This is a genomic window from Williamsia sp. CHRR-6 (assembly GCF_018474015.1).
Lineage (GTDB): Bacteria > Actinomycetota > Actinomycetes > Mycobacteriales > Mycobacteriaceae > Williamsia_A.
On record NZ_JAHCSG010000001.1, the window covers coordinates 1,098,404 to 1,123,119 of the forward strand.

A 24,716-nucleotide genomic window follows, 5' to 3' on the forward strand; every position below is an offset into this window, starting at 1 on the left:
GGCCGTCTACGTGTACGGAAGGCCCTCAGGATTGCCAACATATTGTTTTCCCGGCTGAATTACCATTGTGGATGACGCCAAAGCCAACTCTCTCAATCGGATCGTGGACGCACTCGATGGCGCGAGGTGACCGCGGTCGACGACAGCGCCTCCGTGCGCGCCACGTGACGTAATCCCGCGTACACGTGCGCGAAAACGCTTCCCAAGTCGCGTCTGACGTGCTCGGTAAAAGCGAGTCAGGACAACAGCCGACGTCGGTGCTCAGCCGCGAACACCATCACGATTTGAACCGCGTTCCGCTGGCGGCGCCGCCGGGACTGACCCGACGGCGCCGCCGCAGAAACCTTCGCCCGACCGGTCAGGCCCAGACATCCTCGACGAAGACGCCCGCCGCGATCTGCTCGCTCAGCCACGCACGGCCACCCTCGAGGTCGGTGCCGGCGCGGTCGGCGTAGATCTGGGCAAACGCCTCACGCACAGCCGGAGCCATGAACCGCCCGTCCCCGCACACGTACACCTTGCCGCCCTGGCTCAGCAGGCTCCACACCTCGTCGGCCTCCCGGGCGATGCGGTGCTGGACGAAGGTGACGTCACCGTCGGGGGCGTGCAGGAACGTCGGACGCATCGACACCGCACCCGCAGCCTCGGCGGCCTCCAGCTCGTCCCGGTGCAGGTAGTCCACATCGGGGTGATCGAACCCGAAGTAGGCCAGCGCCGGACCGGTGAACCCGGCGTGCTGACGGTCGAGAATGCCACCACGGAAGGGAGCCACGCCGGTACCGGCGGCCACCATGATCACGGGCACCGAATCGTCGGTGGGCAGCCGGAACGCCTCCGCGCACGCCAACACTCGCGCCTGCAACACATCACCCTCGCGCACGTTCTGCAGGTAGTTCGACGCCACGCCGCGGTAGCTGCCCTCCCCCTTGCGGTGCGGAGCGTCCACAAGCGACACCATCAGATCTGCGGCCGTGGGCGAGGCCGCCGCCGACGACGAGATCGAGTACGACCGCGGCTTGATGGCCGGCACCAATTCCAGGAAGCGCACGAACGGGATCTCGATCGCCGGGTGCGGCTCCAGCAAATCGAAGACGCTCACGTTCTTGGCGGTGACCTCGGCGGCGAACTCCTCGTCGGACAGACCCGAAAGCGCCTCCAGTCGCGCGCGATCAGGCGGGCATTGGGTGTGTTCGAGCAGTGCCGCCACCGCCTCTTTGGTGGCGGGCAGCTGAAGTTCAACCACCTCCGAGAGCAGCGTGCGCACCGACAGCGGTCGGTCGACCGGCAGCACATCGCTGCCGCGGCGCCGCGGGGTCAGCCGGATGACCGTTTCCGGATCGAGCGAGAAACGCGCGGCCACGCGGGTAACCAGATCGTCGCCGTTGACCGGCAGCACAGCCAGGTGGTCACCGGAGCGGTAGGTGACGCCGTCGGGGAGCTGCACCCGCACAAACCGCTTCGAGCGGCCCAGCTCGTGCTCCATATCGACCAGCTCACGCGTCTCGATCACCGTCATCGGCGTCAGCGAATGGGTGCTCACCAACTTGCCTGTCACCGTGGGCGAGGCCTCCGTGATGGTGTAAAGCGGGGCATCGTCGGGCTCGGCGGCCACTGCCTCGGCCGTGGTTTCGGTGCCGTACTTCTCCAGCAACACCCCGATGGTCTCCGCCGTCCACCGGTTGACGTCGCCGACGAAATCCCCGGCGACATCTGTTACACCGCGCGGTGTCAATGCGGTCGCACCAGCAGCGTCCAGCGCGGCCTCAAGCCGTTTCGGTACTGCGTGATAGGTGTTGGGCCAGTTACGGTCACCCACGCCGAGCAGCGAGTACGACACCCCATCCAGCGAGGCCGGCTGCAGGCCCTCGACCCAGGAGAGGAACTCGGCCGCATCACTGGTGGGTTCACCGTTGTAGGACGCAGCGACGATCAGCACCGGACCCTCGCTGTCGGAGAGCGTGTCCACAGCCGAGTTCAGCGGGGCCACGGTCGGCTCGAATCCGCCTTGCTCGGCATTCGCGGCCAGATCCTCTGCGATCCCCGAGCACGTTCCCAGGTTGGACCCGTGCAGCACCCGCAGTGCCGTGCCGGTGGCACGGCGAGCAGTGCCGACGGAGGTGGTCTTCTCCTCGACCTGCGCCGGCGCGGCCCGACGCTCCTCGGAGGTCCGCCGCTCGAGCTTGAGCTTGAAGCCGGCGGGGTGCACCGTGATGGTCCCGGTGTGGCTGAGCTGGTAGTTCTCGACGTCGAACAGGTTGTAGCGGTGTACCACCTCGGTGAGGGTCATCATCGCCTCGTGGATGGCGAACTGGCGCCCGATGCAGGCACGCTTGCCGTTGCCGAACGGCTTGAACAGATGTGGTGACCGACCCGCCGACCGCTCGGGACTGAACCGGTCGGGATCGAACAGGTGGGCGTTCCCGCCCCATTCAGGCTGCCGGTGCAGCGCCGCGATGTGAACGATCACCGGCTGATCCTTGGGCACCAAGTATTTGCCCAGCAGCACAGCGTCCTCGTAGGGAGCGACCTGGTAGAGCGGCACCGAGGGGGTCAGGCGCAAGGTTTCGTCGATGACGCGGCGCATGTAGGTGAACTGGCCGATGTCGTTGTAGCTGACCTCCGGGTGGTCCTCGTCGCCGAGGATGGAGTCGACCTCGGCCTGCGCGCGCGCCAAGGAATCGGGGTGTTTGACCAGATGCATCAACGCGTAGGCGATCAGACCGCTGGTGGTCTCGTGGCCGGCGAGCAGGAACGTGATCGTCTGGGCGCGAATGTTGGCGTCGTCGAGGTACTCCCCGGTGTTGGGGTTGGGCGTGGTGAGCATGCGACCAAGCACATCGTTCGTACTGGTGTCACCGGTGCGTCGGCGCTCGGCGATTACGTCGTCGACCGTCTTGTTCATCGTCGCGATGTCGGCCTCGAACTGCGCGAGACCTTTGCGCTGGAACAACTCCTCGCCGGGCAGACTCCGCGACCGCAGGTTGGCGAACGCCATCACGCGCGTCATGGCCGCGACGAATGGGTGCAGTTCGTCCTTGTCGAAGGATTGGAAGTCGTACCCGAACCCCATCAGGCCGATCATGTCGAAGGTCAAGCGTGTGGTGTCGGCATTGACGTCGATGGTGGTGCCGTCGGCCGCGTACTGATCCCATTTGGCGATAAGCTTTCGCAACACTTTCGACATCGCGTCGTGATAAATGCGCATCGCACCCTGAGAGAATGCGGGCAGCAGGATCTCGTGGGCCTTCTGCCAGTTGGGCTCCCACTCTCCAGCCGAGAGCAAGCCGTCTTGCAGCAGAGGCCGCAGTTCCGCGAAGTCGCCAGTGAGGAGCTTGTAGAACTTGGCGTCGTCAGTCACTTCCGAGACGACGTCGAGTCCGGTGAGAACGTTGACGGTGAGGTCGGCGACGCGCATGCGAAAGATAGGGCCGAGCTCGGTGGCGCGCTCACTGAGCCATTCGAAGCTGTTACCTGGGCCCTCCGGAACGGAGAAGGTGTGACCGACCAGGGGAAGGCCGGCAGGTTCTGGAATGGCTTCGTACTTCGAGGCTTTGGTCATCGAATCTCCCTGTGCAAGCGCGTCAGCGCTGGTCGCCGAGTTTTCGCCTTCAAGATACCTGCCCCGTCGGGGACGACCCGGCGCTAACTATTACAAACGTACGACAAATCGGACAAAGATTCTCGACGCAGATTTCGGCACCGGCCGAGTAAAGGCGCGTGCAGACCAGCAGAAACAGCTGGTCTGGGAACTCGCCGCAGCATCCGAGCTCACCGGGAGGCGCAACGAGGCCACACGTTGCGGCACCACGCGGTCGCCGAATCTGCAACCAATTCGATATCTTGGGAAAGGATGTAACCGTCGGTGCAGTCCTCGAAGTGCTCACCGGCACACCACTTATCCAGCGGCAGGTCAGCGGCCGATTGGTCGCCAAGGTTCAAGCGGTGCAACACCATTCGGGAGCCAGGCCGCAACAGCACACCATCTTGCACAACACGACCTGAGCGCAGTCGGTGTCTCGTGACATCTGTTCCTGCTCGTCGCAAGGCCCTGACGATTGCGTCGCCCACTGCCGATCGCGGCGCTCAGAGCACAAGAAGGTGACACATCGATCCGTTGTGCGGCCGGTGTCGCATTCGCGCGTACTTGCCACCTGGACGAAATGGTCAGAACCAAACAAGTTTTCAACATCGACATGGACATCGACAACGTGTTGGTCGATGTCCCGTCGGGAATCATCTGGCTGAGCCCCGACGCGCTACAAGGGCAATTTCGACGACGCACCGGGGATCTTCGCGTTGATCGATGCCGTACCCGGGGCCGTCGACGGCTGATCACTGCGGCTCGGCATCTGTTGGCCTTACAGGGTGAGGAGGGAAAGGAAAGCACACAACGAAATACCACGGAATTATCAGACCCGCGTTTTCCGCCCCGCCACGATCTAGGCGGATAATTCAGCGAATTCGTACCGAGCGCACAGACTCACTCCGCAATCGGAACAACCACCTCGTTGCGACGACGGAACGGCACCGTCCACGGCGGGTCATAAAACCAGCTGACCGGCTCTCCGGCGGTCTCGATCCCGTTCACGGCCAACGTATTCAACAACTCTGCGGTCTTGGCGGCCACCGCATCGCTATCGCGCGACCCGGTGAACCGGATCGCCGCCACTGATTCCGCAGGCACCTCCACCAGCCGTACCCGACTGTCGTTGGGCGTAGGCAACGTCTCCATCGTCCACTTGGCCGGCATGAAAAACCTGATGGTCCAACCACCGTCGTGCACCGCGGTGGCCACCGGAGCAGTCATCGCAATCTGCTGACCTTTCGCCGGTGCGACCGCGCCCTGGCTGACAGGTGCGGTCATCGCAACCTTCTCCCCAGCCCCGTTGCCGCCGAAGATGTAGCGCGCCAACACCCGGAACCCGTCCGATCGGGCCTGCTGCTCATCAGTCCCCTGCACCGTGGTCTCCGCAGCGACGCGCGGGCCGTACCTGCGGATCTCCACACTGTCGGTCAGTCGGCGCTTGGTGTGTGCTGGCTCCTCGGTCAACGCCCGCACCCCCATTATCCCCAACACCGCATCGGCCACCTGCTCGACAACGTTCACAACTTTCGACAGCATGTCGCGTCCTCTCCTGGGTTGCTCCTGATGTCTTGGACCACTCATCGGATCAACAGCGGCGCCCGCTGTTTCGTTCCGTCGTGCATCGGTCCATCCCCAGGCAGGGCATCGCTCGCTCGCCTACGGTCGCCCCTGCAGAGCCCAGCCCACGGACACGCCGCATCGCTTTACGCAGCCACCGGCCGCACGAAAATCACGGTCGACGACAGAACCAGCGGACGAGTGTCAGTGGTCGGCGCTAGCTTCAGGCCAACACCGAAGGAGTTGAAATCACATGTCAGTTGCCACCGTCGCTGGAGGACTCGAGTTCACTTTCCCCCAGATAGCGCCCGACGCATCGATGCGGGTCATTTTTCACCGCACGCTACGTGTTCCCGACGACGAGTCCACCTACGGTCTCCCGCCGACACTGGGGCACTTCGACCTGTCGTCCACCGCCCGCGACGGGATCATCATGCCAATGTGGCAGTCCGAAGCATGCTGGCTCAGTTTCGATACCCGCAATCCCTTCCTGGTCATGGTGGGCGCCGGATCAGTGAACGCTGTCACCGGAGAAAAGTGGAACCCGCAACCCGATTTCGCATCCGAGAACTACTTCGAGGTCCCCACCCAGCCGTGGCTCGACGGGTTCTGCACCGGGCGCGGCGTGGTCCGTCAGTTCGTCGCGATGCCGTTGGGCCAGGGTTACACCGCTGAAGAACAGCTTTCCGATGAGCCTGCGCGCGGTGGCATCTGGCTGTCGGTGTATCCGCTACGCACGTCGGTGTGGGCACAACGCTCGCAGCTCCGTATGTGCGAGGTCGGCGTCGATTTCTGTGCGCCCCCGGGCGGAATGGGATTGGGCGCCGGCGGCTCGATCAAGCAGTCGATAGCAACACCGATGGAGCCGTCGGACAACTGGGATCTGACGGCTGGGATCTCTGCGTTCGTCCGGACGGTCAACACCGAACAGTGGCGTTCGATCACCGGCGTCGCGCCACACCACCGGCCGGCCACCATCGAGGAGTACCAGAGGTACGGGTTGCCCTGGTTCGAGTGGTACGACGACTCCATCGCCCGACAGGGATCCGCGACGCTGGCCTCGGTGTCCACCGTCCGCGAGGTGGGCGAGAAGAAGGGCCATCAATCGCTTCCCGACAACGGCAGCTTCGACCCCCCGATTCCGATCGGCGTCGGACCGTGACCCGTTGCCCACCCCGAGCCGGCGGCTACTGTCAGTCGTTGGCCCTACCTGGGCGTAATTGGTGACTGCGGCGGTCGGTCACACCGACCTCACGCGCGCCCAGACCGCTATCGGCGGCCTTCCAGCCGACACGACAGAATCGCCTCGGCCAGCAGCACATCGCGGTCGCCCACCGAGAACCCGTCGGGGTCACCATCAACGGTGATCACGGTGATCCCGTGCGCCAGGGCGACATCCACCTCGTCGGTGGTGCCCTCGCCGGCCGCCGCTTCGTCAACCACTGTGCGCAGCAACGACATCGACATCCCACGCGGATACTGCACCATCCGTAGGTGGCTGCGGTCGATGGTGGAGAGCACGGATCCGTGCCCGTCCACCGACTTCACGCTGTCCACCATCAGCAACATCGGCACCACCAGCTCAGCTCCGGACCCCAACGCATCCAGAATCCGGTCGCGCACCTCGAACGACACCAGCGGCCGCGAAAGATCATGCACCACAATCGATTCTGATCGGGTACCCAGGTGATCCACGGCCGCCCGGAGGCAGTCCACCCGCCGACCGGGATCGGGTGCGGTGATCAGTTCGACGTCGGGGTGCCCGTGGTTGGCCAACACGCTGCGCGCATCGCCGCGATGCAGCTCTGCTGCCACCACAAGCACCCGATCAAACCCCCGCCCCGGCGCGCGCATCGCATCCAGGCAATGCGCCAACGGCGACGCGTCGGCGATATGGGCAAACCGCGGGAGATGCGCTGCGTGTGAACGGACCGGCACCGGGATGACCAGCGACACCCCGGCCGACCCGGCCAGCTGATCGGGGGGCATGGGCTCTGATGCTAGCGATCACGGCCACCGATCAGCGAAACCATGTGACGCCGATCGCTGTTCGTGCCAGAATCGGCCTAACGCACGAAGGTGCACGGACTGTCACAAATGTGACAGTCAGGTGAGCTGGCGAGGTGAAGCGATGACAGACGACTACGACGTGGTGGTGCTCGGCGGCGGCAGCGGCGGCTACTCGGCGGCCCTGCGCGCGGCCGAGCTGGGCAACACCGTGGGTCTCATCGAGGCCGACAAGGTGGGCGGCACCTGCCTGCACCGCGGCTGCATTCCCACCAAGGCGCTGCTGCACAGCGCGGAGGTGCTCGACACCGTGCGCGAGGCCGCCACCTACGGCGTGCGCGCCACCCTCGAGGGCATCGACCACTCCGCCGTCGCCGCCCATCGCAATCGCGTGGTCACCGCCATGTTTCGCGGGCTCACCGGGCTCATCGCCGGGCGCGGCATCACCGTCATCGACGGGTTCGGCACGCTGAGCTCCCCCACCAGCATCGAGGTGTCCCGCCCCGACGGCTCGACACTGACCGTCACCGGCCGCCACCTGGTCATCGCCACCGGGTCGGCCCCGCGCGAGATCCCCGGCGTGACTGTCGATCACCACGCCATCATCACCAGCGACGATGCCCTCACCCGCGAACAACCCCCCGCCTCGGCGATCATCCTGGGTGCCGGCGCCATCGGCTGCGAGTTCGCCTCAGCCTGGCACTCGTTCGGCGCGCAGATCACCATCGTCGAGGCGTGCGATGAACTGCTGCCCGCCGAAGAGCCCACATCGGGCACCCAGCTGCGGACGGCGTTCACCCGCCGCGGCATCACCAGCATCACCGGCATGCGGGTCGCCGCGGCCACAGCCACCGCCGACGGCGCACAGGTCACCCTGGCCGACGGACGCAGTCTGACCGCAGAGGTGGTGTTGGTGGCCATCGGACGCGCTCCGGCCACCGCCGGGCTGGGCCTGGAAAAAGTGGGTGTAGAAATCGACCGCGGGTACATCGTCACCGACGCCAACGGTCAGACCAGCGTGCCTGGTGTTCACGCCGTCGGCGACGTCATCGCCACCCCGCAGCTGGCGCACGCGGGTTTCGCGGAGGGAATCCTGGTGGCCGAGGCCATCAATGGACGCAACCCCGCCCCCATCGACTACACCGGCGTCCCGCGGGTCACCTACTCGCATCCAGAGGTGGCCTCGGTGGGCCTCACCTCCACCCAGGCTCGCGAGCAGGGCCACGAGATCATCACCGCCACATATGATCTCGCGGGCAACGCGCGCGCACGTATCCTGGGCGCCCACGGCTCGGTGACGGTGATCGCCGCCGCCGACGGGCCCGTCCTGGGTGTACACATGGTGGGTGAACGGGCCGGCGACCTGATCTCCGAGGCGCAATTGATAGTCAACTGGGAGGCTCGACCTGACGAGGTGGCGCCCCTGATCCACGCCCACCCGACCATGTCGGAGGCATTGGGTGAGGCGCATCTGGCGCTGGCGGGCAAGCCGCTGCACGCGCACAGCTAGTGAGCGCCAGCGCGTTACGTCAGTCGGCAGAAACGGTGAAAATCAACGCTGTCGCGACAGCGGCTATCCCCTCACCGCGACCGGTCAGCCCCAGTCCATCGGTGGTGGTGGCCGACACCGAAACCGGCGCCCCCACCAGATCAGACAGCACCTGCTGTGCCTCGGCGCGTCGGGGCCCGATCTTGGGACGATTGCCGATCACCTGAACGGCCGCATTGCCGACACGAAAACCGTTGTCGGACAGTAACTCACGCACATGGGTGAGCATCCGAGCCCCGTCGACCCCAGCCCACTCGGGCCTGCCGGTACCGAACACTGAACCCAGGTCGCCCAGCCCGGCTGCAGACAGCAACGCGTCGCACAGTGCATGCACGCCCACGTCACCGTCGGAATGACCCTCGCACCCGTCGGCGTCGGTGAACAGCAATCCCACCATCCAGCACGGCTTGCCCGACTGGATGGGGTGGACGTCGGTGCCGACGCCTACCCGCATGTCCATCAGGACGCGGCGGCAAGAACCTCGTCGAGGATGACCGACGCCTTCGCGTCGTCGGTGCCCTGCGCCAACGACAGCTCATCGACCAGCACGCGGCGGGCGCGGGTCAGCATGCGCTTCTCACCGGCCGACAGACCACGGTCCTGCTCACGACGCCACAGGTCACGAACAATCTCGGCCACCTTGATGATGTCGCCGGAGATCAGCTTCTCCTGGTTGGCCTTGAATCGACGGGCCCAGTTGGTGGGCTCCTCGGTGTGGGGGGCGCGCAGCACGTCGAAGACCTTGCCCAGGCCTTCTTCACCGACAACGTCGCGGACACCGACGTACTCGAGCTTCGTGGTGGGAATCTGCACGGTCATGTTGCCGTCCGCGATCTTCAAGACGAGACACTCAACCTGCTCGCCTTTGATGGTGCGGATGACGATGTCTTCGACCTTCGCGGCACCGTGATGGGGATAGACAACGGTGTCACCGACTTTGAAATTCAATGTTCCAAGCCCCTTTCGATAGGGCCAGTCTAGCACGGGTCACGAACAGGCATCGGCCAACGGTGCAGGTCAGCGGCCTACCAGCGGCGATCGCTTCCGTGAGGTCTCGAAACGGCCTCACCGAGCACCGTGGTGACGCAGCTCATTCCACGACCCGAGCGCGCTCTGCAGCATGGCGGCCACTACTCTGCGTAGAGCAGGCGGGGGTTGAGATCCGCGCCGTCGTAAAGTCCGGCCCGTCGCGGTCCCGAGCTGAAGAGGAATCCCGGTGTCAGAGCTCACCAACCTTCGCACCCTGGCCCGCGCCGTCGCCGTTGTCGCCACCGGGGCCGCGCTCACCTTCGGGATGACCGCCTGCGGCGCCGGTCAGGTCTCGCAGTCGGCCGGTCAGCAGGCCGCGGTCAACGGCACCAGCGGCAACGCAGGCAAGATCGCCCTGCGCGACGTGCACATCATCTTCCCCGAGGCCGACGCCACCAATGCCTTCGCCTCCGGCGGGCCGTTCGAGCTGGCGTTCCTGATCTCCAACAACAGCCCCGACGAAGACGACGCGCTGGTCTCGATCACCCTGCCCGGCGGCGGCACCGCCACCATCACCGGCAGCAAGGAACTCAAGGCCACCCGCTCGCTGCGTGCGGGCAACCCCTCCCTGCTGCTGACCACCGCGCCGGAATCTTCGGCTGCCAGCAGCCCGCAGAGCTCCACCCCGGCCACCGCCGATTCCGCAGAGGCCCCCGGCGAAACGCGCATCGACGTGACGATCTCAGGTGCGGGCAACCAGATTCGACCCGGGCTCACCGTCCCGATGGACTTCACCTTCGCCAAGAGCGGCAAGGTGACTGTGAACGTGCCCGTCGACGCCGGCGCGACGATGGAGCGCAACGGCGGCTCCACCCTCAACCCCGGGGTCGGCGAGGAGAAGAAGGAGTCCGCCGGCGAGGGCGGTATGGAGATGGGCGGCTGATCCGAGTCCGGATCACCGCAGCTCACAGCACTGTCGCACCCCAACGCTAGGGTTTGCCCGTGGCCAAACCCCGCGCGTCCTTCCGTTGCTCGTCTTGCGGGCACCAGTCCGCCAAATGGGTGGGTCGTTGCGGCGATTGCGGTGAATGGGGTTCGGTCTCCGAAGTGGCGGTGGCCCAGATCGGAGCCACGGCCCGCGGCGCAACCGCGGTTGCACCCTCATCCCCGGCGCTACGCATCACCGAGATCGACCCGGCGGCAGCCGCCGCATTTCCCACCGGCATCGGTGAACTCGACCGCGTGCTAGGGGCAGGCGTGGTCCCCGGATCGGTGGTGCTGCTGGCCGGTGAGCCCGGGGTGGGCAAGTCCACGCTGCTGCTCGAGGCGGCCAAGCGTTGGGCCGAGCAGGGTCGCACCGCGCTGTACGTGACCGGCGAAGAATCCGCCGCCCAGGTTCGACTGCGGGCGCAACGCACCGGCGCCGTGCACCCCGAGGTGTACCTGGCCGCCGAAACTGACCTGGACACCGTCCTCGGTCATGCCCAACAGGTGTCTCCCACCCTGATGATCGTCGACTCGGTGCAGACCATGATCGCCGGCGGCGCCGACGGCGTGAACGGTGGTGTGACACAAGTACGTTCGGTGACCACAGCGCTGGTGTCACTGGCCAAGAACTCCGGCATCTCGGTGATCCTGGTCGGTCACGTCACCAAAGAGGGTGCGGTGGCCGGTCCGCGATCACTGGAACACCTTGTCGACGTGGTGCTCTCGTTCGACGGGGACAAACACTCCTCGCTGCGGATGGTGCGCGGCATCAAGAATCGATTTGGTGCCGCCGACGAGGTCGGCTGTTTCGAGCAGCGCGGCGACGGTATCCACGAGGTGCCCGATCCGTCTGGACTGTTTCTGCACCACAGGGATTCTGACGTGCCCGGCACCGCCATCACGGTGTCGATGGACGGCAAACGTCCGATGGTCGGTGAAGTGCAGGCGTTGGTCTCAGCCACCCAGAACGGATCGCCCCGACGCGCGGTCAGCGGGCTGGACTCAGCGCGGGTGGCGATGATCCTGGCCGTGTTGGAGGGTCGACTGAACGTGAAGGTGTCACACGTGGAGGTGTACGTGGCCACCGTGGGCGGCATGAAGATCACCGAACCCGCCGCCGACCTGGCCATCGCGTTGGCGATCGGATCGATCGTGCGTGACCGTCCGCTGCCGAGGTCCACCGTCGCCATCGGCGAGGTGGGGTTGGCCGGCGAGGTGCGGCGGGTGGCTGCGGTGGGACGCCGGGTGGCCGAGGCCAAGCGACTGGGGTTTCGACACGCCATCGTGCCCACCGGCTCCACCGATCTGCCCACGGGCATCAAGGTGACTCAGGTTTCCGACCTGCACGAAGCGGTCCGGGCCGCGCTGACCGGACCCGCCGACGGCTTCTGATCTCGGCACGCTCGACGGGTCATTTCGGCACAGTCGACGGGTCATTTCGGCACGGTCGACGGGTCATTTCGGCACGCTCGACGGGTCAGGTGCGGTCCAACCGGAAATGCGAACGTGGATCGATCAACACGAACAACGCTCTCGCCGCCGAGACCTCAGCGCCCAGCGCACTTTCACTCGCCCCACCGTCGTCGACCACTCGCGCCACCCCGGCGGTGTACACCTTGCGACCTGCTCGACCCAGCACCGCCACGTCGAATCGCACCCGGGCACCCAGTGGCACCGGCCGACTGTAGTCCACCGACAGCGCCACGGTCACCCCGATGGCCCCCGCCGCCAGCGGCACCGCCAAACCCATCGACTCGTCGAACACGCTCGCCAGGATGCCGCCGTGGATCACCCCGGGTCCGCCGAGATGTGTTGTCGCAACGGTGATCTCGACGTGCGCATCGGCTGCCGACCCGGCCAGCACATCCAGGTGCAACCCGTTCGGCGAGTCGGGGCCACAGCCATAACAGCCCCGATTGTGGAACAACCGGGTGCCTGCGGGCGGCGCGTCGGCCGCCCGCGTCACCGGTTCCAGATCGTCGGGGACGACGAACCCGCGACTCACTCGGCACCGTTGAGGACCGTCTGGTCGGCCTTGGCCACGCCACCGGCCAACGCCTGTATCACCAACGGCATCTGCTCGATCAACTGCTGGTCCAACGTAATTCGGTTGTTCGCGGCCGCCGCCTCGGACTGGATGCGCAGCGCTTCGGCCGCGGCCTGCGCCGAGATCTTGGTGGCCTGCGCCGGTGTGACGATCTGGGAGATCAATTCCTTCTCCCGCGGTTGCGCAGTTCGCCCTCGCCCCCAGACTTCTGTTCCCAGATCAGCATCGCAAGGTCGGGATCGGGACGTGATGGCCGAGCATGTGAGGGTCCTCCTGGGACGGTTGTGTGGGCAGCGTGGGGAACACCGATGGCGGCGAGGCATCGCCTGCCACAACGAAGGTACGAGACCGACGTCGGTCGCGGGAAGGGCGGGCGGAATCGAGGTGCTGTTCATCGAGGACCTATGTGATCGCCGGGTGCGGATCATCGCGTGGCCCACGCCAGAAACCGCAGGTCTTGTCACCGGTTAGGCTGTGGGCGCGCGCGTCCGAATGCCCGTCCCGTCAGAGAGGAACTCGCGATGGCCGAGCAGGCCCACAGCGAACTGTTGCGCGAGACCATCGTGCGAGTGGCCCCGGGAACCGGCCTGCGTGACGGGCTCGAACGCATCTTGCGCGGGCGCACCGGTGCCCTGATCGTGCTCGGTCACGACGAAGCGGTGGAACGCATCTGCGACGGCGGCTTCCACCTCGACGTCGAGTTCGCCCCCACCCGGCTACGTGAGTTGTCGAAAATGGATGGGGCCGTGGTGCTCTCGACCGACGGCACCCGCATCGTACGAGCCAACGTGCAACTGGTCCCCGACCCCTCCATCCCCACCGAGGAATCCGGTACCCGGCACCGCGCCGCCGAACGCACCGCCGTGCAGACCGGACATCCGGTCATCTCGGTCAGCGCGTCGATGTCGATCGTCAGTGCCTACGTCGACGGCATCCGGCACGTGGTGGAAGGCTCCGATCCCATCCTCTCGCGCGCCAACCTCGCCGTAGCCACCCTGCAGCGCTACCGAACTCGACTCGACGAGGTGAGCACGGCACTGTCGCGGGCCGAGATCGAGGACTACGTGTCGCTGCGGGATGCGATGACCGCGGTACAACGCATGGAGATGGTGCGCCGGGTGTCGGTGGAGATCGAACAGTACGTGTTGGAGTTGGGTACCAACGGGCGACAACTCAGCCTGCAACTCGAAGAACTGGTCGGCGACAACGATGCCATGCGCGAGTTGATGATTCGCGACTACTACCCCAGCCCCGAGCCCGCCACGGCCGAAGAGGTGGCCACCGCGCTGACCGCCGTCGAGGAACTCAACGACACCGACCTGTTGGATCCGACGCTGGTGGCCGGCGCGTTCGGCTACCCCACCACCCTCGACGCCCAAGACACCACCATGAATCCGCGCGGATACCGTCTGCTGGCCCGCATCTCGGGTCTGCAGTTCGCGCACCTCGACCGGCTGGTGCACAGCTACGGCACGTTGCAGGCGTTGCTGGCGACCAGCTCAGCCGACCTGCAGGCCATCGACGGAATCGGCGAGATCTGGGCCCGTCACATCCGAGAAGGCTTGTCCCGCTTGGCCGAGACCACCATCGAACGCTTCGACTGACTACGGCCGCGCCGGAGCCGCGGGCGGTGGATCGGTGACGTTGAAGGTGATGGGTGCGCTGAGGCGCTCACCGATCTGGCCGATCGCCTGGTAGGCGCCCGGCGCGACCGGCTTGCGCGGCGTCTTGCAGCCCGGGGTGCTGGTGGTGCCCGACCACACCAGGGTGTCCTTGAACTGTTGAGCTGGCTTGAGCAGCAGGTTGTTCGGGGTGTTGATGGGCGCGCAGTCGGTGGCCGACCACTGGTACCGGGTGCCGTCGAGGCTGCGCACGGTGACGTTCTGCATGTCCTTGCCCACGTTGCGGGTGCATTCGGTCAACCCGGCGTTGGTGACGACGATGGTGAACGTCGGCTTCTCGCCCACCACGTAACTGGGCTTGTCGGTGTAGAGCACCACCGAGATGTTCTGATCCGGGCACAGACCACTCGCGGGCACCGCACCCGGCGCGGGTTGCGCGTTGGGGGCACCCGGGGCTGCCGACGTGCTGGGCGCGGCTGATGAGCCCGACCCGCCGGTCCCCGAACCGGTTGCACCCGTTCCGCTTCCGTTCGACCCGGTGCCGCCGGAGGTGCCACCGGAGTTGGTGCCACCCGAACCGGGGGCGGCCGAGTCGGCGGTGATGGACGGGTCGGCCGGTGCCGACGGACCAGACGAGGAGTTGGCGGTGTTCCGCGGTTTGTCGTCCGAACCACTCGACGCCCACACGATGATGCCGATGGTCACCACGATCACAGCCACCACGGCACCGATGGCGATCATGCGGCGGCGCCAGTACACCTCCGGCGGCAACGGTCCCTGTGGCTCCAACACAGTTCCAACGCTAAGCGGCCAGACGCCGCCCCGGTCCCAGCCGGGGCGGCGTGTCGGTCACTTTGTGGCCCGCGTGTTGGTCACACGGGGCTCGTGAGCGTGTGAGTCACACGGGGCCCATCAGCGTGTGAGTCACACGGGGCCCATCAGCGTGTGGCTCACACGGTGGCCGGGGTGTCGTCCACGTCGCCGATCGCCTCACGCAGCAACACCTTGCCCTCGGCCAGGCTGTAGGTGAGTCCCACGATGCCCAACTTGCCCGCCTCCACCGCCTCAGCGATGGTGCGGCTGCGCTCCAGCAGGCGGGCGGCCGTCTCCTTGACGTGGCGAGCCTCGAACTCCTCGGGGGTCGAAAGTCCTTCGCTGCGGCCGGCCAGGATGCTGGGCGCCACCCGCTCGACCACATCGGTGATGTAGCCGCCGGGCAACTCCAGCTTGTCCAGCGCCTTGATGGTGGCCGACACCGCACCACAGCTGTCATGGCCCAGGATGGCGATCAACGGGACGTTGAGCACCGCCACCGCGAACTCGATGGATCCCAGCACCGCCGAGTCGATGGTCTGCCCCGCAGTGCGCACCACGAAGAGGTCGCCGAGCCCCTGATCGAAGATGATCTCTGCCGCCACCCGAGAGTCCGAGCAGCCGAACAGGATTGCCTTGGGGTGCTGCCCGGCGGTCAGCCGATCACGGTCGCCGATACCCTGACTCGGATGAAGGGGATCACCGGTCACGAATCGATCGTTGCCTTCGCGCATCTCGCGCCATGCCTGGGCGGGGGTTTTGTCTGCCATGGCTGACATTGTGCCCAACGCATATCCCGCGCACGACCGCAGCGCTTACCAACGACAGCTGTTGGCGTGGTTCGACGTCCACGAACGCGATCTGCCATGGCGAAAGCCCGAGGTCACCGCGTGGCAGATCCTCATCAGCGAGATCATGCTGCAGCAGACCCCCGTGGTGCGGGTGATCCCCAAGTGGACCGAATGGGTGGCGCGGTGGCCGGTGCCCTCGGCCATGGCCGAGACCGGTGTCGGCGAGGTGGTGCGAGCCTGGGGCAAGCTCGGATACCCGCGGCGAGCCATGCGGCTGCGTGAATGCGCGGTGGTGCTGGCCGAGAGGTTCGACGACGTGGTGCCCGCCGACGTCGAGACGCTGCTGACCCTGCCCGGGATCGGTGACTACACCGCGCGCGCGGTGGCCTGCTTCGCGTTCGGGCAGTCGGTGCCGGTGGTCGACATCAACGTGCGCCGGGTGATCGCCCGATCGATCCACGGCGTCGGCGACGCCGGTAACGCGGCGAAATCCGATCTGACCGACGCCGAGCGGTTGTTGCCCGCCGAACGGGCGCGGTCCACCCGGTTCTCCGCAGCCATCATGGAGCTTGGTGCGCTGGTGTGCACAGCCAAGAACCCCAGCTGCCATGCGTGCCCGCTGTCGCACTGCCGGTGGGTGGAACTCGGTCGGCCCGCCGTGACCACCCCGAAGAAGGTGCAGAAGTTCGCCGGCACCGACCGGCAGGTGCGGGGGCTGATCCTCGATCAGCTGCGAGGCAGTGCAGAACCGGTGTCACGCAGTCGAATCGACGCCGTCTGGACCACCGACGTGGGTCAACGCGAACGCGCCCTGGACTCGTTGTTGACCGACGGGCTGGTGGAGGCGTTACCCGACGGTCGGTTCGCGCTACCCGGCGAAGCCTGACCCGTCGAGTGGGCGGTAAACCCCGTCGAGTGGGCGGTAATCAGCGTCCACTGGGCGGAAGTCTCAGTTACCGCCCAACCGACGAGGGTTTCCGCCCAACCAACGCGGATTACCGCCCAACCAACGCGGATTACCGCCCAACCGACGCGGATTTCCGCCCAACCGACGGGGGTGTCATCGGGCTGGGGCCGATGTCAGATCGGTGCGCGAGAGGAACGCCTCCACCGCACCCCGGTAGGTGTCGGGGGCATCGTCGTGGACGAGGTGTCCGGCGTCGGACACCCGCAGATACGCTGCGCGACTGTGCATCTGCGCCATCCGCTGCATCTGACCGGGTGGGGTGACGGTGTGCTGGGCCTCCAGCAGCAGGGTGGGTGTGCCGTCGCACGCCTGCCACTGGGCCCAGAAATCTCGCCCACCCCACTCCTCGGCGATGGCCGCCCAGATCGACAGGTCACCGTGCAGTCGGCCGTCGTCGAAGGCCTCGTAGAAGTAGCGTCCGGCTACCTCACCAAACATCGCGGCGGCCTGGGCCGGTGACTGGAAACGGTCGGGCCAGCTGGCAAACCACGGCGTCCAGTCCTGCGTGGTCTGTCCCCGAAAGTCCGGCGCCATGTCCTCGACGACAAGGGCGGCAACGAGTTCGGGGTACTGCGCGGCGGTACACCACGCATGCAACCCACCCATCGAATGTCCGATCAGCACCGCCGGACCCCGGTCGATCCAGGTGAGACATTCGGCGACGTCGGCCACAAACCGTTCGGTGGCTATCTCGTCGGCGGCGATCTCGTCGATGTCCCACGGCGTGCCGTCGGGCGACAGGGCGCCGGTGTGGAACGCGGCGTCGAAGGTGAACACCCGCCCGTAGCGACGCAGCCACGGGATCTGGCGTCCCCACGTGCGGCCGCGACCCATCAGTCCGTGCAGCAGAACGATGGCCGGGGCGTCATCACCGCGGCTGGTGCCGTGATCGCGCAGGCCCGTTTCGGTCACGATCGATAGGATAGGAGACATGGCCGTGGTGAAGATCAACGCAATCAGTGTTCCCGAAGGCGCAGGCCCCGAGCTGGAGAGGCGATTCTCCAATCGTGCCCACACCGTCGACGGCACCCCCGGGTTCCTCGGTTTCCAGCTCCTTCGTCCCACCGCAGGGGAGAGCCGCTACTTCGTGGTCACGCAGTGGGAGACCGAGGAAGCGTTCCAGACGTGGTCGGCGGGGCCGTCGCGCGAGGCCCACGCCGGCGAGCGCGCCAACCCGGTGTCCTCGGGCGCTGACCTGCTCGAGTTCGAAGTCGTCCTCGACGCACGACCCAGCAACTGACCGCCGTCTCGGCGCCGAACCGACGCGCCGAAGGAAGCTGGCCGAGCCTTCCAACATCGAGGCTGGTGGACGGTACGCACCAGGGTTACCTTGGAAGAATGCGCAATGGTTCGTCTCGATGAAGGATCCTTCCGAGGAGTCCAGGGCGGTTTCGCCGACACCATCGTTCCCCATGTTCCCACTGGGGATGGCGCTTCTACCTGGGGAGATCCTCCCCCTGCAGATCTTCGAGCCGCGGTATCGAACCATGCTCGTCGACTGTCTGGCCCGGCCCGAACCCGCGTTCGGGGTGGTGCTCATCGAACGAGGCCATGAACTCGGCGGCGGCGACGAGCGCCACATGATCGCCACCGACGCCCACATCGTCGAACACCGCGTACGCGACGACGGCCGCGCGGTGTTGCGCTGCGTGGGGGCCGAGCGCCTGCGGGTGGTGGAGTGGCTACCCGACGACCCATACCCGGTGGCGACGGTGCAGCCGTTCCCCGACGGTGCTGTGGCCACCGCCGACACCCCCGCCTTGGAGGCCCGCTACGCCGCAGTGGCCGAGGACATCCGCAACCTGTTCGAGCTGGTCCGGTCGGCTGGGCAGGCGCAAGCCACGTTCGACGACACCGTCTACGGCGACATCGACCGCAGCTACGCCTGGGCCGGGCAACTCCCGTTGGGCCAGGCCGACCGGTATGCGCTGCTGGCGGCCGAGTCGCCGGTCGAGCGGATCGGGGTCCTGGCCGAGGCGGTCGAATCCGTCACCGCGGCCATCCAGTTCCAGTTGATGGACTGACACCACATAGGGTCGTGGTCATGCGACGCAGCCTGAAGATCTTCACCTCTGCCCTGGCCCTGACCACCACCGTCGGCCTCATCGCGGCCTGCGGATCGGACTCGAACGACTCGTCCTCTTCGTCGAGCACCGCGGCCGCCTCCACCGAGGCCGACACCACCGCCGCGCCTGCCCCCGAGCAGGCGCCGGCCCCCAAGGTGGGTACGCCCGGTTCGGCGGGGATCCCGGCCATCAAGGGCGGCGGCACCGACACCGAGACCGAGGCCACCATCGAGGCAGGTACCGGCACCCCGTCGGCGGACCTGTTGATCGCCGACATCAAGGTGGGCACCGGAGAGGTTGCGGCACTGAGCGATTCGGTCGACGTGCGCTACACCGGCGCGCTCTACACCGACGGCACCGTGTTCGACTCGTCGTGGAAGAACGGCAAAGACCCCGTCAACTTCCCGCTCAGCGGCGTGGTACCTGGTTTCGCCAAGGGCATCGAGGGCATGAAGGTGGGCGGCCGCCGCGAGATCGTGATCCCGCCGAACCTGGGCTACGGCGCCCAGGCCAACGGGCCCATCCCGGCCAGCTCGACCCTCGTCTTCGTCGTCGACCTGGTGAAGCTGACCAAAGGCTGATCAGCGCCGGAGGTTGATCACCTCGTCTGCTGATCGACCTCCGGGTGGCTCACTCGAGTGAGAGAGCCGCCTTCGGACAGTTGGCCACCACTTGGCGCAGCTCCTCGACGCGGTCGGCGGGCACCTCCTCCTGCAGGATGACCAGGTAGTCGTTGTCGTCGAGATCGAAAACGTCCGGGGCCATCCCGACACAGATGGCGTTGGACTCACACAGGTCGAAATCTGCCTTGATCCGCATGCGCGACGCACTCCCTTCACGCCCGGCGCCGGTCGCGCCGGGACTTCTCTCACACTAGTTCTCGCGCGCCCGCGGCGAGGGCCGACCGCACGCCGCGACTCGCCGAGCACGGTTGTCGTCAAAGCACCTCCGACCGATCGGCAACCGGACACAATGGTCCGGTGAACTACGTGCCGCCGACTGACGCGATCTTCCTGCTGGCCGAGTCGAGGGAACGGCCGATGCATGTCGGCGGGTTGCAGTTGTTCCGCACCCCCGACGGTGCGGGCCCCGACTTCGTCGCAGGCCTCATCGAGGAGATCCGCTCGCACCCGGTGCAGTGGCGTCAGTTCACCCGACGTCCCGCCGACCCGGTCGCCAGCTTCGGCAACGTGTGGTGGACCGAAGACGACGACGTGGACATGGAGTACCACGTACGCCATTCCGCGGTGCCCCGCCCGGGTCGCATCCGCGAACTGTTCCAGCTCACGTCCCGCTGGCACGGAACACTTCTCGACCGTCATCGCCCACTGTGGGAGATGCACGTCGTGGAGGGCATCGAGGACAACCGCTTCGCGGTCTACACCAAACTGCACCATTCGCTGTTCGACGGGGTGTCGGCGCTGCGCATGAACGAACGCGCGCTGTCCGAGGACCCCGACGACCCCGATTTCCGCACCCCGTGGGACCGCACGGTGAAGAAGTCGTTGCCCGCGACCACCAACGCCGGGATCACCCCGTTGTCGTTGATCCGCAACGCCGCCGCGCTCGGTGGCACCGCCCTGTCCGCCGGTGGGACCGCCGCCAGTTTCCTGCCCGCCTCCCTGAAGTTGCTCAACTCGGCGCTGCGCGACAACCACTTCACCACGCCGTTCGACGCGCCGCGCACCATCCTCAACACCCCCATCGGCGGCTCGCGACGATTCGTGGCGCAGTCGTGGGAGATCGAGCGGGTGCAGTCGGTGGCCACCGCAGCCGGGGCCACGCTCAACGATGTGGTGCTGACGATGTGCAGCGGTTCGATCCGCCGATACCTGGTGGAGCACAACGCTCTTCCTGACAAATCGCTTACCGCGCTGGTGCCGGTGTCGTTGCGACGCAACGATCCTGAGGATTTCGGTGGCAACGCGGTCGGCGCCGTCATCGCCTCGCTGGCCACCGACGTCGCCGATCCCTTCGACCGGCTGTTGGCCATCCGCGAGTCGGTGCAGTCGGCCAAGCGGGTGATGTCCGAGCTCACCCCGCATCAGATCCTGATGATGAGCCTGTTCAACATCTCTGGGCTCACCTTCACCCCCATCCCAGGATTCGTGTCGGTCACGCGACCACCGTTCAACATCATCATCTCCAACGTGCCCGGCTTCCGAAATCGCAAGTATTGGAAGGGCGCTCCGCTCGAGGGCGTGTACCCCGCGTCGATCGTCATGGACGGTCAGGCGTTGAACATCACGTTGACCAGCAACGTCGACAAACTGGATTTCGGTATCACCGGGTGTCGGCGATCGGTGCCCAGCCTGCAACGGTTCATCCACCACCTGGAGGATTCGTTGGCCGAACTCGAAAAGGCCGTAGGCGCATAGCTACTGGCCGGTAACGATCTAGAGTGACCTCTATGACCGATCATGACCGCGCTGCCGCTCGCCGAGAGATCACCCACGCGCTGCTGACCGCCCTCGAACGGCGGCACGAGGTGCTCGACACCATCGTCGAGGCCGACGACCGCGCCGCGTCGGTGGGCGCGGTGGCCCAGCTACTCGGGGTGTCCACGCTCGGAGCCGAGGCGATCATGGGGATGTCGTTCGCGGACCTGACCAAGACCGCGCGCAAACGCAACTCCGAGGAGCTCGACGACCTCAACTCGCAGCTCAGCTTCACCCAGGCCGAGCGTCCGGCCAGCACCGCCGAGAACTTCGACCTACGGCCGTTCGACCCCGACGCCGACTCTGACCTCTTCGCCGCCCGCACCACCGAGATCGGTTCGGCAGGTGACGGATCTGGTTCCCCCGCAGGCGTTCTCGACGATGAGATCGCCTCGGCGAAGGATCGGATGTTCGCCGAGGAGGCCGCCTGGTTCGTCGCACTCGAGGGGTCGGACAAGGTGGGGCTGGTGTTCGGTGAACTCACCGACGCCGGTGAGGTGAGCGTCCGCATCTGGATCCACCCCGAGCACCGCAAGAAGGGCTACGGCACCGCCGCACTGCGCAAGTCGCGTAGCGAGATGGCGTCGGTCTTTCCCGGTGTCCCGATGGTGATCCGCGCTCCCGGCGCACCCGCCTGAGACCGCTCGCCCAGGTCGCGGCCGGTGTGCTGATCCGCACACCGGCCGCAGACCTTGGTGCCGTTCTCAGGTCATGAACGTAGAATCCATGGCCTGAGGAGGGTGGATGATGGCCGAACCGTTCGCCGTACGGCGTCGACTTCCCGCGCGCGCCGACGAACTACTCGATGGCGCCATCCGCGCCTTCAGCCGCGGCGGCTACGACGGCACCTCCACCGCCGAGGTGGCCAAAGAGATGGGCGTCTCGCAGCCGTACGTGGTGAGCGCCTTCGGCAGCAAAGAAAGCCTGTTCATCGAGACACACCGCCACGCCACCGACAAGATGCTGGCGGCCTTTCGTTCGGCGAAGTCAGACGAGTTCGATCCATCCCGGGTCGGCATGGCCTACAAGGAGCTGGTGTTCAACCAGCCCGAGGCGCTGCGCATCTACAACTACGGTTTCGCGGCGGTGAAGTACCCGGCCATCGCCGCCGAGGTGCGCCGCGTGTTCGGGGAGGTGTGTCGCACCCTGGAGGACCTGGGCGCCACCACCGTGCAGATCCGTGACTTCCTGGCCCGCGGCTTCCTCATCAACGCCGTCCTGTCCTCCGAACTGCCCTCGCACGCAGACGATCTGGGCCTCACCGACTTCATCCTCGAAGTCTTCGGCAGCTCGAACACCGTCCACAATCGTTGACTCTCGCGGTATGGCACGATACCGTTATTGAGCAATAACAAGATCGCGGGAGGGTCCCTCCCGTCGTCGGCCACCCCACGGGTCGACACAGTGAGCCTGATCGGTAGCCCCCACCGATCGGGCTCACTTGCATATGTGGCGACTACGCTGAAGCTGTGTCCGAACCCGCACCGCTGCTGCACACCAACCGCGACATGGCTTTGAGCTTCGGGGCCGAGGCCGAGAACTACGAGAAGTACCGACCCGACTTCCCCGACGACATGATGGACGCCGTCGCCGCCCTGGTCCCGGATGGATTGCGTCGTGCCCTCGACGTCGGCGCCGGAACCGGGAAGGCGGCCCGCGCGCTGATCGCCCGCGGGCTCGATGTGCTTGCGGTGGAACCAGATCCGAAGATGGCCGCCATCGCCACACACTCCGGGGTGCGCGTGGAGATGGGCACTTTCGAGGACTGGGATCCCCGCGGGCGACAATTCGACCTCATCACCTTCGCCCGGTCGTGGCACTGGGTCGACCCGGTGGTGGCGGTGGGAAAGCTGGGGACGATCGTGGCCCCGGGCGGTGCGGTGGCGCTGCTCTCCCACGAGACCAGCTGGACTGCCTTCGACCGCCCCGCTGTCCGGGCGGTGGTCGATGAGCTGTTACCGCAACACGATTCGAAGAAGCGGCGACCCGACGACGAGACCGCGTCCCAGTTCACCGCGGCCGGGTTCGAGGTGCGATTCGAGCGGTTCGAGATGAGTCAGACCACCTCCACCGAGGACTGGCTCGACACCGTGTTCACCTACTCGCGGTTCTTGATCCTCGACACCGACACCAAGGCGCGGCTGCGTTCGGCGCTACGCGAGGCCGTAAACGCCGACACCCTGGAGCTGACCGGACACCCCACAGCGCTGATCGCCCGGGCCGCCGCATGACGTGCGAGCGGGTTCAGGCGGAGGGGTCGGGCGGCTGATTCGCCTGTGCCACCCGACCTTCCAAGCGAGCTGTCACGATGTCGAGCACTGCGATGGCCGCTGCCAGCGTCGCCCGCTGATCGGCAGAGAGGTCGTCGATGATCTCGTCCAGAAGTCGACGACTGGTGGCGTCGTAGCGATCGAGCATCCGTAACGCCAGCGGCGTGGGCGCGAGCAGGACGCGCCGCTGGTCGCCGACGCCGGGCACCCGGGTCACATAACCTGCGGCGGTCAGGGCCCCGACGACATTACTCACCGTGGGTCGAGCCAGATGCAGTTCGGTGGCCAGCTCCCCCGAGCCCTGCGGTGAGCGTGCCGCCAACGCCCGCAGCACCTGGATCTGGGCTTCGGACAGGTCCAGCAGGCCGCCCGCCACGCGGGTGGACCGCAGGATCGCGCGGCGCAGCGGACCGATACTGCGGCCCAGGCCTGCCGCGATGTCGACCGGCTGTGACGTTCCCATCGTCGACCTCCCACTAGTTTTGTGACAAAATTACCTTATGGAACTTCACACGAGCGCCCACAACCCCACTCCCCCTCAGGATCTGTCGGGAATCGTCGGCCACCGGCTGATCTACACCTACGCCAACGGCTGGCAGTACGAGATGTACGTGAAGAACGCAACCACCATCGATTACCGCATCCACACCGGAAACGTGGGCGGCCGCTGGGTGAAAGACCAGAAGGTCGAGATCTCTCAGCTCGTCGACGACGTGTACAAGATCGCCTGGGTGGAACCCACCGGAACCACCGTGTCCAACAACATCATTCCCAGCAGGCGACTGGTCCACGGCAACGCCTTCTTCCCGCGATGGGTGGAGGACGATCCGAAGAAGACGGTGTGCTTCCAGAACGACCACCTCGACCAGATCCAGGAGTACCGCGACGCCGGACCCACCTACCCCATCTGGTTCCTCACCGAGTTCGGCTACATCACGCTGTTCGAATTCGTTGGGGTGGACGACGAGTCGATCGTCTCGGTGGCACCGTCAGAGTTGCCCGCAGACTTCCTGGACCGCACCAACTGAGGTGACGCGAGCAGGTGCG

At 66.3% G+C, this 24,716-nt stretch carries 26 protein-coding genes; 14 read left to right on the forward strand and 12 right to left on the reverse strand.

Annotated elements, in window-relative coordinates; all coding sequences use genetic code 11:
• Positions 1 to 358: 358 nt before the first annotated feature.
• Both KIK15_RS04860 and KIK15_RS04865 read right to left on the reverse strand, forming a co-directional pair.
• Positions 359 to 3,559: a cytochrome P450 gene (locus tag KIK15_RS04860; protein ID WP_214242960.1), complete on the reverse strand. Its 3,201-nt coding sequence runs from the start codon at positions 3,557 to 3,559 to the stop codon at positions 359 to 361.
• Positions 3,560 to 4,480: 921 nt separating this feature from the next.
• Positions 4,481 to 5,122, reverse strand: a complete 642-nt coding sequence (locus KIK15_RS04865; protein WP_214242961.1) for a heme-binding protein — start codon at positions 5,120 to 5,122, stop codon at positions 4,481 to 4,483.
• A 274-nt stretch (positions 5,123 to 5,396) separates the two neighbouring features.
• Here KIK15_RS04865 and KIK15_RS04870 point away from each other — a divergent pair, with 274 nt between their 5' ends.
• Positions 5,397 to 6,305, forward strand: a complete 909-nt coding sequence (locus tag KIK15_RS04870) for a hypothetical protein (protein WP_214242962.1) — start codon at positions 5,397 to 5,399, stop codon at positions 6,303 to 6,305.
• Positions 6,306 to 6,412: 107 nt separating this feature from the next.
• Here KIK15_RS04870 and KIK15_RS04875 read toward each other — a convergent pair whose 3' ends face one another.
• On the reverse strand, positions 6,413 to 7,132 hold the full coding sequence (locus KIK15_RS04875; protein WP_214242963.1) for a 2-C-methyl-D-erythritol 4-phosphate cytidylyltransferase: 720 nt from the start codon (positions 7,130 to 7,132) through the stop codon (positions 6,413 to 6,415).
• Between the two features lie 142 nt (positions 7,133 to 7,274).
• Here KIK15_RS04875 and lpdA point away from each other — a divergent pair, with 142 nt between their 5' ends.
• Positions 7,275 to 8,660: a dihydrolipoyl dehydrogenase gene (gene lpdA, locus KIK15_RS04880; protein WP_214242964.1), complete on the forward strand. Its 1,386-nt coding sequence runs from the start codon at positions 7,275 to 7,277 to the stop codon at positions 8,658 to 8,660.
• A gap of 19 nt (positions 8,661 to 8,679) precedes the next feature.
• Here the strand turns inward: lpdA and ispF are convergent, their stop codons facing one another.
• On the reverse strand, positions 8,680 to 9,153 hold the full coding sequence (gene ispF / locus KIK15_RS04885; protein WP_214242965.1) for a 2-C-methyl-D-erythritol 2,4-cyclodiphosphate synthase: 474 nt from the start codon (positions 9,151 to 9,153) through the stop codon (positions 8,680 to 8,682).
• Between the two features lie 5 nt (positions 9,154 to 9,158).
• Positions 9,159 to 9,647: a CarD family transcriptional regulator gene (locus KIK15_RS04890; protein ID WP_214242966.1), complete on the reverse strand. Its 489-nt coding sequence runs from the start codon at positions 9,645 to 9,647 to the stop codon at positions 9,159 to 9,161.
• Between the two features lie 268 nt (positions 9,648 to 9,915).
• Between KIK15_RS04890 and KIK15_RS04895 the strand changes: the two genes are divergently transcribed.
• Positions 9,916 to 10,611 (forward strand): hypothetical protein, encoded by a 696-nt coding sequence (locus KIK15_RS04895; protein ID WP_214242967.1) that lies wholly within the window; start codon positions 9,916 to 9,918, stop codon positions 10,609 to 10,611.
• A gap of 59 nt (positions 10,612 to 10,670) precedes the next feature.
• Positions 10,671 to 12,047, forward strand: coding sequence for a DNA repair protein RadA (radA, locus tag KIK15_RS04900; protein ID WP_214242968.1), 1,377 nt, complete (start codon positions 10,671 to 10,673; stop codon positions 12,045 to 12,047).
• Positions 12,048 to 12,132: 85 nt separating this feature from the next.
• Here the strand turns inward: radA and KIK15_RS04905 are convergent, their stop codons facing one another.
• On the reverse strand, positions 12,133 to 12,660 hold the full coding sequence (locus KIK15_RS04905; protein ID WP_214242969.1) for a PaaI family thioesterase: 528 nt from the start codon (positions 12,658 to 12,660) through the stop codon (positions 12,133 to 12,135).
• Positions 12,657 to 12,866, reverse strand: a complete 210-nt coding sequence (locus tag KIK15_RS04910; protein WP_214242970.1) for a hypothetical protein — start codon at positions 12,864 to 12,866, stop codon at positions 12,657 to 12,659. Before KIK15_RS04910 ends, KIK15_RS04905 begins: the two co-directional genes overlap by 4 nt.
• A 357-nt stretch (positions 12,867 to 13,223) precedes the next feature.
• On the opposite strand from KIK15_RS04910, the gene disA reads away from it, so the two are divergent.
• Positions 13,224 to 14,306, forward strand: a complete 1,083-nt coding sequence (gene disA, locus KIK15_RS04915; RefSeq protein ID WP_214242971.1) for a DNA integrity scanning diadenylate cyclase DisA — start codon at positions 13,224 to 13,226, stop codon at positions 14,304 to 14,306.
• Here the strand turns inward: disA and KIK15_RS04920 are convergent, their stop codons facing one another.
• Together KIK15_RS04920 and KIK15_RS04925 are read right to left on the reverse strand one after the other, a co-directional pair.
• Entirely contained in the window at positions 14,307 to 15,116 is an 810-nt protein-coding gene (locus KIK15_RS04920; protein WP_214242972.1) for a hypothetical protein, read from the reverse strand.
• A 158-nt stretch (positions 15,117 to 15,274) separates the two neighbouring features.
• Complete coding sequence (locus KIK15_RS04925; RefSeq protein WP_214242973.1) at positions 15,275 to 15,907, reverse strand: carbonic anhydrase; 633 nt, start codon at positions 15,905 to 15,907, stop codon at positions 15,275 to 15,277.
• Positions 15,908 to 15,968: 61 nt separating this feature from the next.
• Between KIK15_RS04925 and KIK15_RS04930 the strand changes: the two genes are divergently transcribed.
• A complete protein-coding gene (locus KIK15_RS04930; RefSeq protein WP_284149952.1) occupies positions 15,969 to 16,814 on the forward strand; it encodes an A/G-specific adenine glycosylase in 846 nt (281 codons plus the stop codon).
• Positions 16,815 to 16,988: 174 nt separating this feature from the next.
• Here the strand turns inward: KIK15_RS04930 and KIK15_RS04935 are convergent, their stop codons facing one another.
• On the reverse strand, positions 16,989 to 17,828 hold the full coding sequence (locus tag KIK15_RS04935) for an alpha/beta fold hydrolase (RefSeq protein ID WP_214242975.1): 840 nt from the start codon (positions 17,826 to 17,828) through the stop codon (positions 16,989 to 16,991).
• Between KIK15_RS04935 and KIK15_RS04940 the strand changes: the two genes are divergently transcribed.
• From KIK15_RS04940 to KIK15_RS04950, 3 genes are all read left to right on the forward strand, one after another.
• The gene (locus KIK15_RS04940) at positions 17,827 to 18,135 is read left to right on the forward strand and encodes an antibiotic biosynthesis monooxygenase (protein WP_214242976.1); all 309 of its coding nucleotides are present in this window, start codon (positions 17,827 to 17,829) and stop codon (positions 18,133 to 18,135) included. The genes KIK15_RS04935 and KIK15_RS04940 overlap by 2 nt on opposite strands.
• 172 nt (positions 18,136 to 18,307) lie before the next feature.
• Positions 18,308 to 18,919 carry an LON peptidase substrate-binding domain-containing protein gene (locus KIK15_RS04945; protein WP_214242977.1) on the forward strand — a complete coding sequence of 204 codons (612 nt, stop codon included), beginning with the start codon at positions 18,308 to 18,310 and terminating at the stop codon, positions 18,917 to 18,919.
• Positions 18,920 to 18,939: 20 nt separating this feature from the next.
• Positions 18,940 to 19,542 carry an FKBP-type peptidyl-prolyl cis-trans isomerase gene (locus tag KIK15_RS04950; RefSeq protein WP_214242978.1) on the forward strand — a complete coding sequence of 201 codons (603 nt, stop codon included), beginning with the start codon at positions 18,940 to 18,942 and terminating at the stop codon, positions 19,540 to 19,542.
• A gap of 49 nt (positions 19,543 to 19,591) precedes the next feature.
• On the opposite strand, the gene KIK15_RS04955 is transcribed toward KIK15_RS04950, so the two are convergent.
• Positions 19,592 to 19,780: a ferredoxin gene (locus KIK15_RS04955; RefSeq protein WP_214242979.1), complete on the reverse strand. Its 189-nt coding sequence runs from the start codon at positions 19,778 to 19,780 to the stop codon at positions 19,592 to 19,594.
• 161 nt (positions 19,781 to 19,941) lie between these two features.
• On the opposite strand from KIK15_RS04955, the gene KIK15_RS04960 reads away from it, so the two are divergent.
• From KIK15_RS04960 to KIK15_RS04975, 4 genes are all read left to right on the forward strand, one after another.
• Complete coding sequence (locus KIK15_RS04960) at positions 19,942 to 21,339, forward strand: wax ester/triacylglycerol synthase family O-acyltransferase (protein ID WP_214242980.1); 1,398 nt, start codon at positions 19,942 to 19,944, stop codon at positions 21,337 to 21,339.
• A gap of 32 nt (positions 21,340 to 21,371) precedes the next feature.
• On the forward strand, positions 21,372 to 22,037 hold the full coding sequence (locus KIK15_RS04965; protein WP_214242981.1) for a GNAT family N-acetyltransferase: 666 nt from the start codon (positions 21,372 to 21,374) through the stop codon (positions 22,035 to 22,037).
• Positions 22,038 to 22,143: 106 nt separating this feature from the next.
• Entirely contained in the window at positions 22,144 to 22,713 is a 570-nt protein-coding gene (locus KIK15_RS04970; RefSeq protein ID WP_214242982.1) for a TetR/AcrR family transcriptional regulator, read from the forward strand.
• 155 nt (positions 22,714 to 22,868) lie between these two features.
• Positions 22,869 to 23,630 (forward strand): bifunctional 2-polyprenyl-6-hydroxyphenol methylase/3-demethylubiquinol 3-O-methyltransferase UbiG, encoded by a 762-nt coding sequence (locus KIK15_RS04975; protein ID WP_214242983.1) that lies wholly within the window; start codon positions 22,869 to 22,871, stop codon positions 23,628 to 23,630.
• Positions 23,631 to 23,643: 13 nt separating this feature from the next.
• On the opposite strand, the gene KIK15_RS04980 is transcribed toward KIK15_RS04975, so the two are convergent.
• Positions 23,644 to 24,132, reverse strand: a complete 489-nt coding sequence (locus tag KIK15_RS04980) for a MarR family winged helix-turn-helix transcriptional regulator (protein ID WP_214242984.1) — start codon at positions 24,130 to 24,132, stop codon at positions 23,644 to 23,646.
• Between the two features lie 37 nt (positions 24,133 to 24,169).
• Here KIK15_RS04980 and KIK15_RS04985 point away from each other — a divergent pair, with 37 nt between their 5' ends.
• Entirely contained in the window at positions 24,170 to 24,697 is a 528-nt protein-coding gene (locus KIK15_RS04985) for a phenolic acid decarboxylase (protein ID WP_214242985.1), read from the forward strand.
• The last annotated feature ends 19 nt before the right edge of the window (positions 24,698 to 24,716 follow it).

What these genes read in the sequence shown, in the direction of transcription:
- KIK15_RS04935 (WP_214242975.1), bottom strand. Translation starts at nt 17,828, where the DNA reads ATGTCTCCTATCCTATCGATCGTGACCGAAACGGGCCTGCGCGATCAC.
- KIK15_RS04985 (WP_214242985.1), top strand. Translation starts at nt 24,170, where the DNA reads ATGGAACTTCACACGAGCGCCCACAACCCCACTCCCCCTCAGGATCTG.
- KIK15_RS04860 (WP_214242960.1), bottom strand. Translation starts at nt 3,559, where the DNA reads ATGACCAAAGCCTCGAAGTACGAAGCCATTCCAGAACCTGCCGGCCTT.
- KIK15_RS04950 (WP_214242978.1), top strand. Translation starts at nt 18,940, where the DNA reads ATGCGACGCAGCCTGAAGATCTTCACCTCTGCCCTGGCCCTGACCACC.
- KIK15_RS04870 (WP_214242962.1), top strand. Translation starts at nt 5,397, where the DNA reads ATGTCAGTTGCCACCGTCGCTGGAGGACTCGAGTTCACTTTCCCCCAG.
- KIK15_RS04970 (WP_214242982.1), top strand. Translation starts at nt 22,144, where the DNA reads ATGATGGCCGAACCGTTCGCCGTACGGCGTCGACTTCCCGCGCGCGCC.
- KIK15_RS04955 (WP_214242979.1), bottom strand. Translation starts at nt 19,780, where the DNA reads ATGCGGATCAAGGCAGATTTCGACCTGTGTGAGTCCAACGCCATCTGT.
- KIK15_RS04965 (WP_214242981.1), top strand. Translation starts at nt 21,372, where the DNA reads ATGACCGATCATGACCGCGCTGCCGCTCGCCGAGAGATCACCCACGCG.
- KIK15_RS04925 (WP_214242973.1), bottom strand. Translation starts at nt 15,907, where the DNA reads ATGGCAGACAAAACCCCCGCCCAGGCATGGCGCGAGATGCGCGAAGGC.
- disA (WP_214242971.1), top strand. Translation starts at nt 13,224, where the DNA reads ATGGCCGAGCAGGCCCACAGCGAACTGTTGCGCGAGACCATCGTGCGA.
- KIK15_RS04945 (WP_214242977.1), top strand. Translation starts at nt 18,308, where the DNA reads ATGTTCCCACTGGGGATGGCGCTTCTACCTGGGGAGATCCTCCCCCTG.
- KIK15_RS04875 (WP_214242963.1), bottom strand. Translation starts at nt 7,132, where the DNA reads ATGCCCCCCGATCAGCTGGCCGGGTCGGCCGGGGTGTCGCTGGTCATC.
- KIK15_RS04980 (WP_214242984.1), bottom strand. Translation starts at nt 24,132, where the DNA reads ATGGGAACGTCACAGCCGGTCGACATCGCGGCAGGCCTGGGCCGCAGT.
- lpdA (WP_214242964.1), top strand. Translation starts at nt 7,275, where the DNA reads ATGACAGACGACTACGACGTGGTGGTGCTCGGCGGCGGCAGCGGCGGC.
- KIK15_RS04940 (WP_214242976.1), top strand. Translation starts at nt 17,827, where the DNA reads ATGGCCGTGGTGAAGATCAACGCAATCAGTGTTCCCGAAGGCGCAGGC.
- KIK15_RS04865 (WP_214242961.1), bottom strand. Translation starts at nt 5,122, where the DNA reads ATGCTGTCGAAAGTTGTGAACGTTGTCGAGCAGGTGGCCGATGCGGTG.
- ispF (WP_214242965.1), bottom strand. Translation starts at nt 9,153, where the DNA reads ATGCGGGTAGGCGTCGGCACCGACGTCCACCCCATCCAGTCGGGCAAG.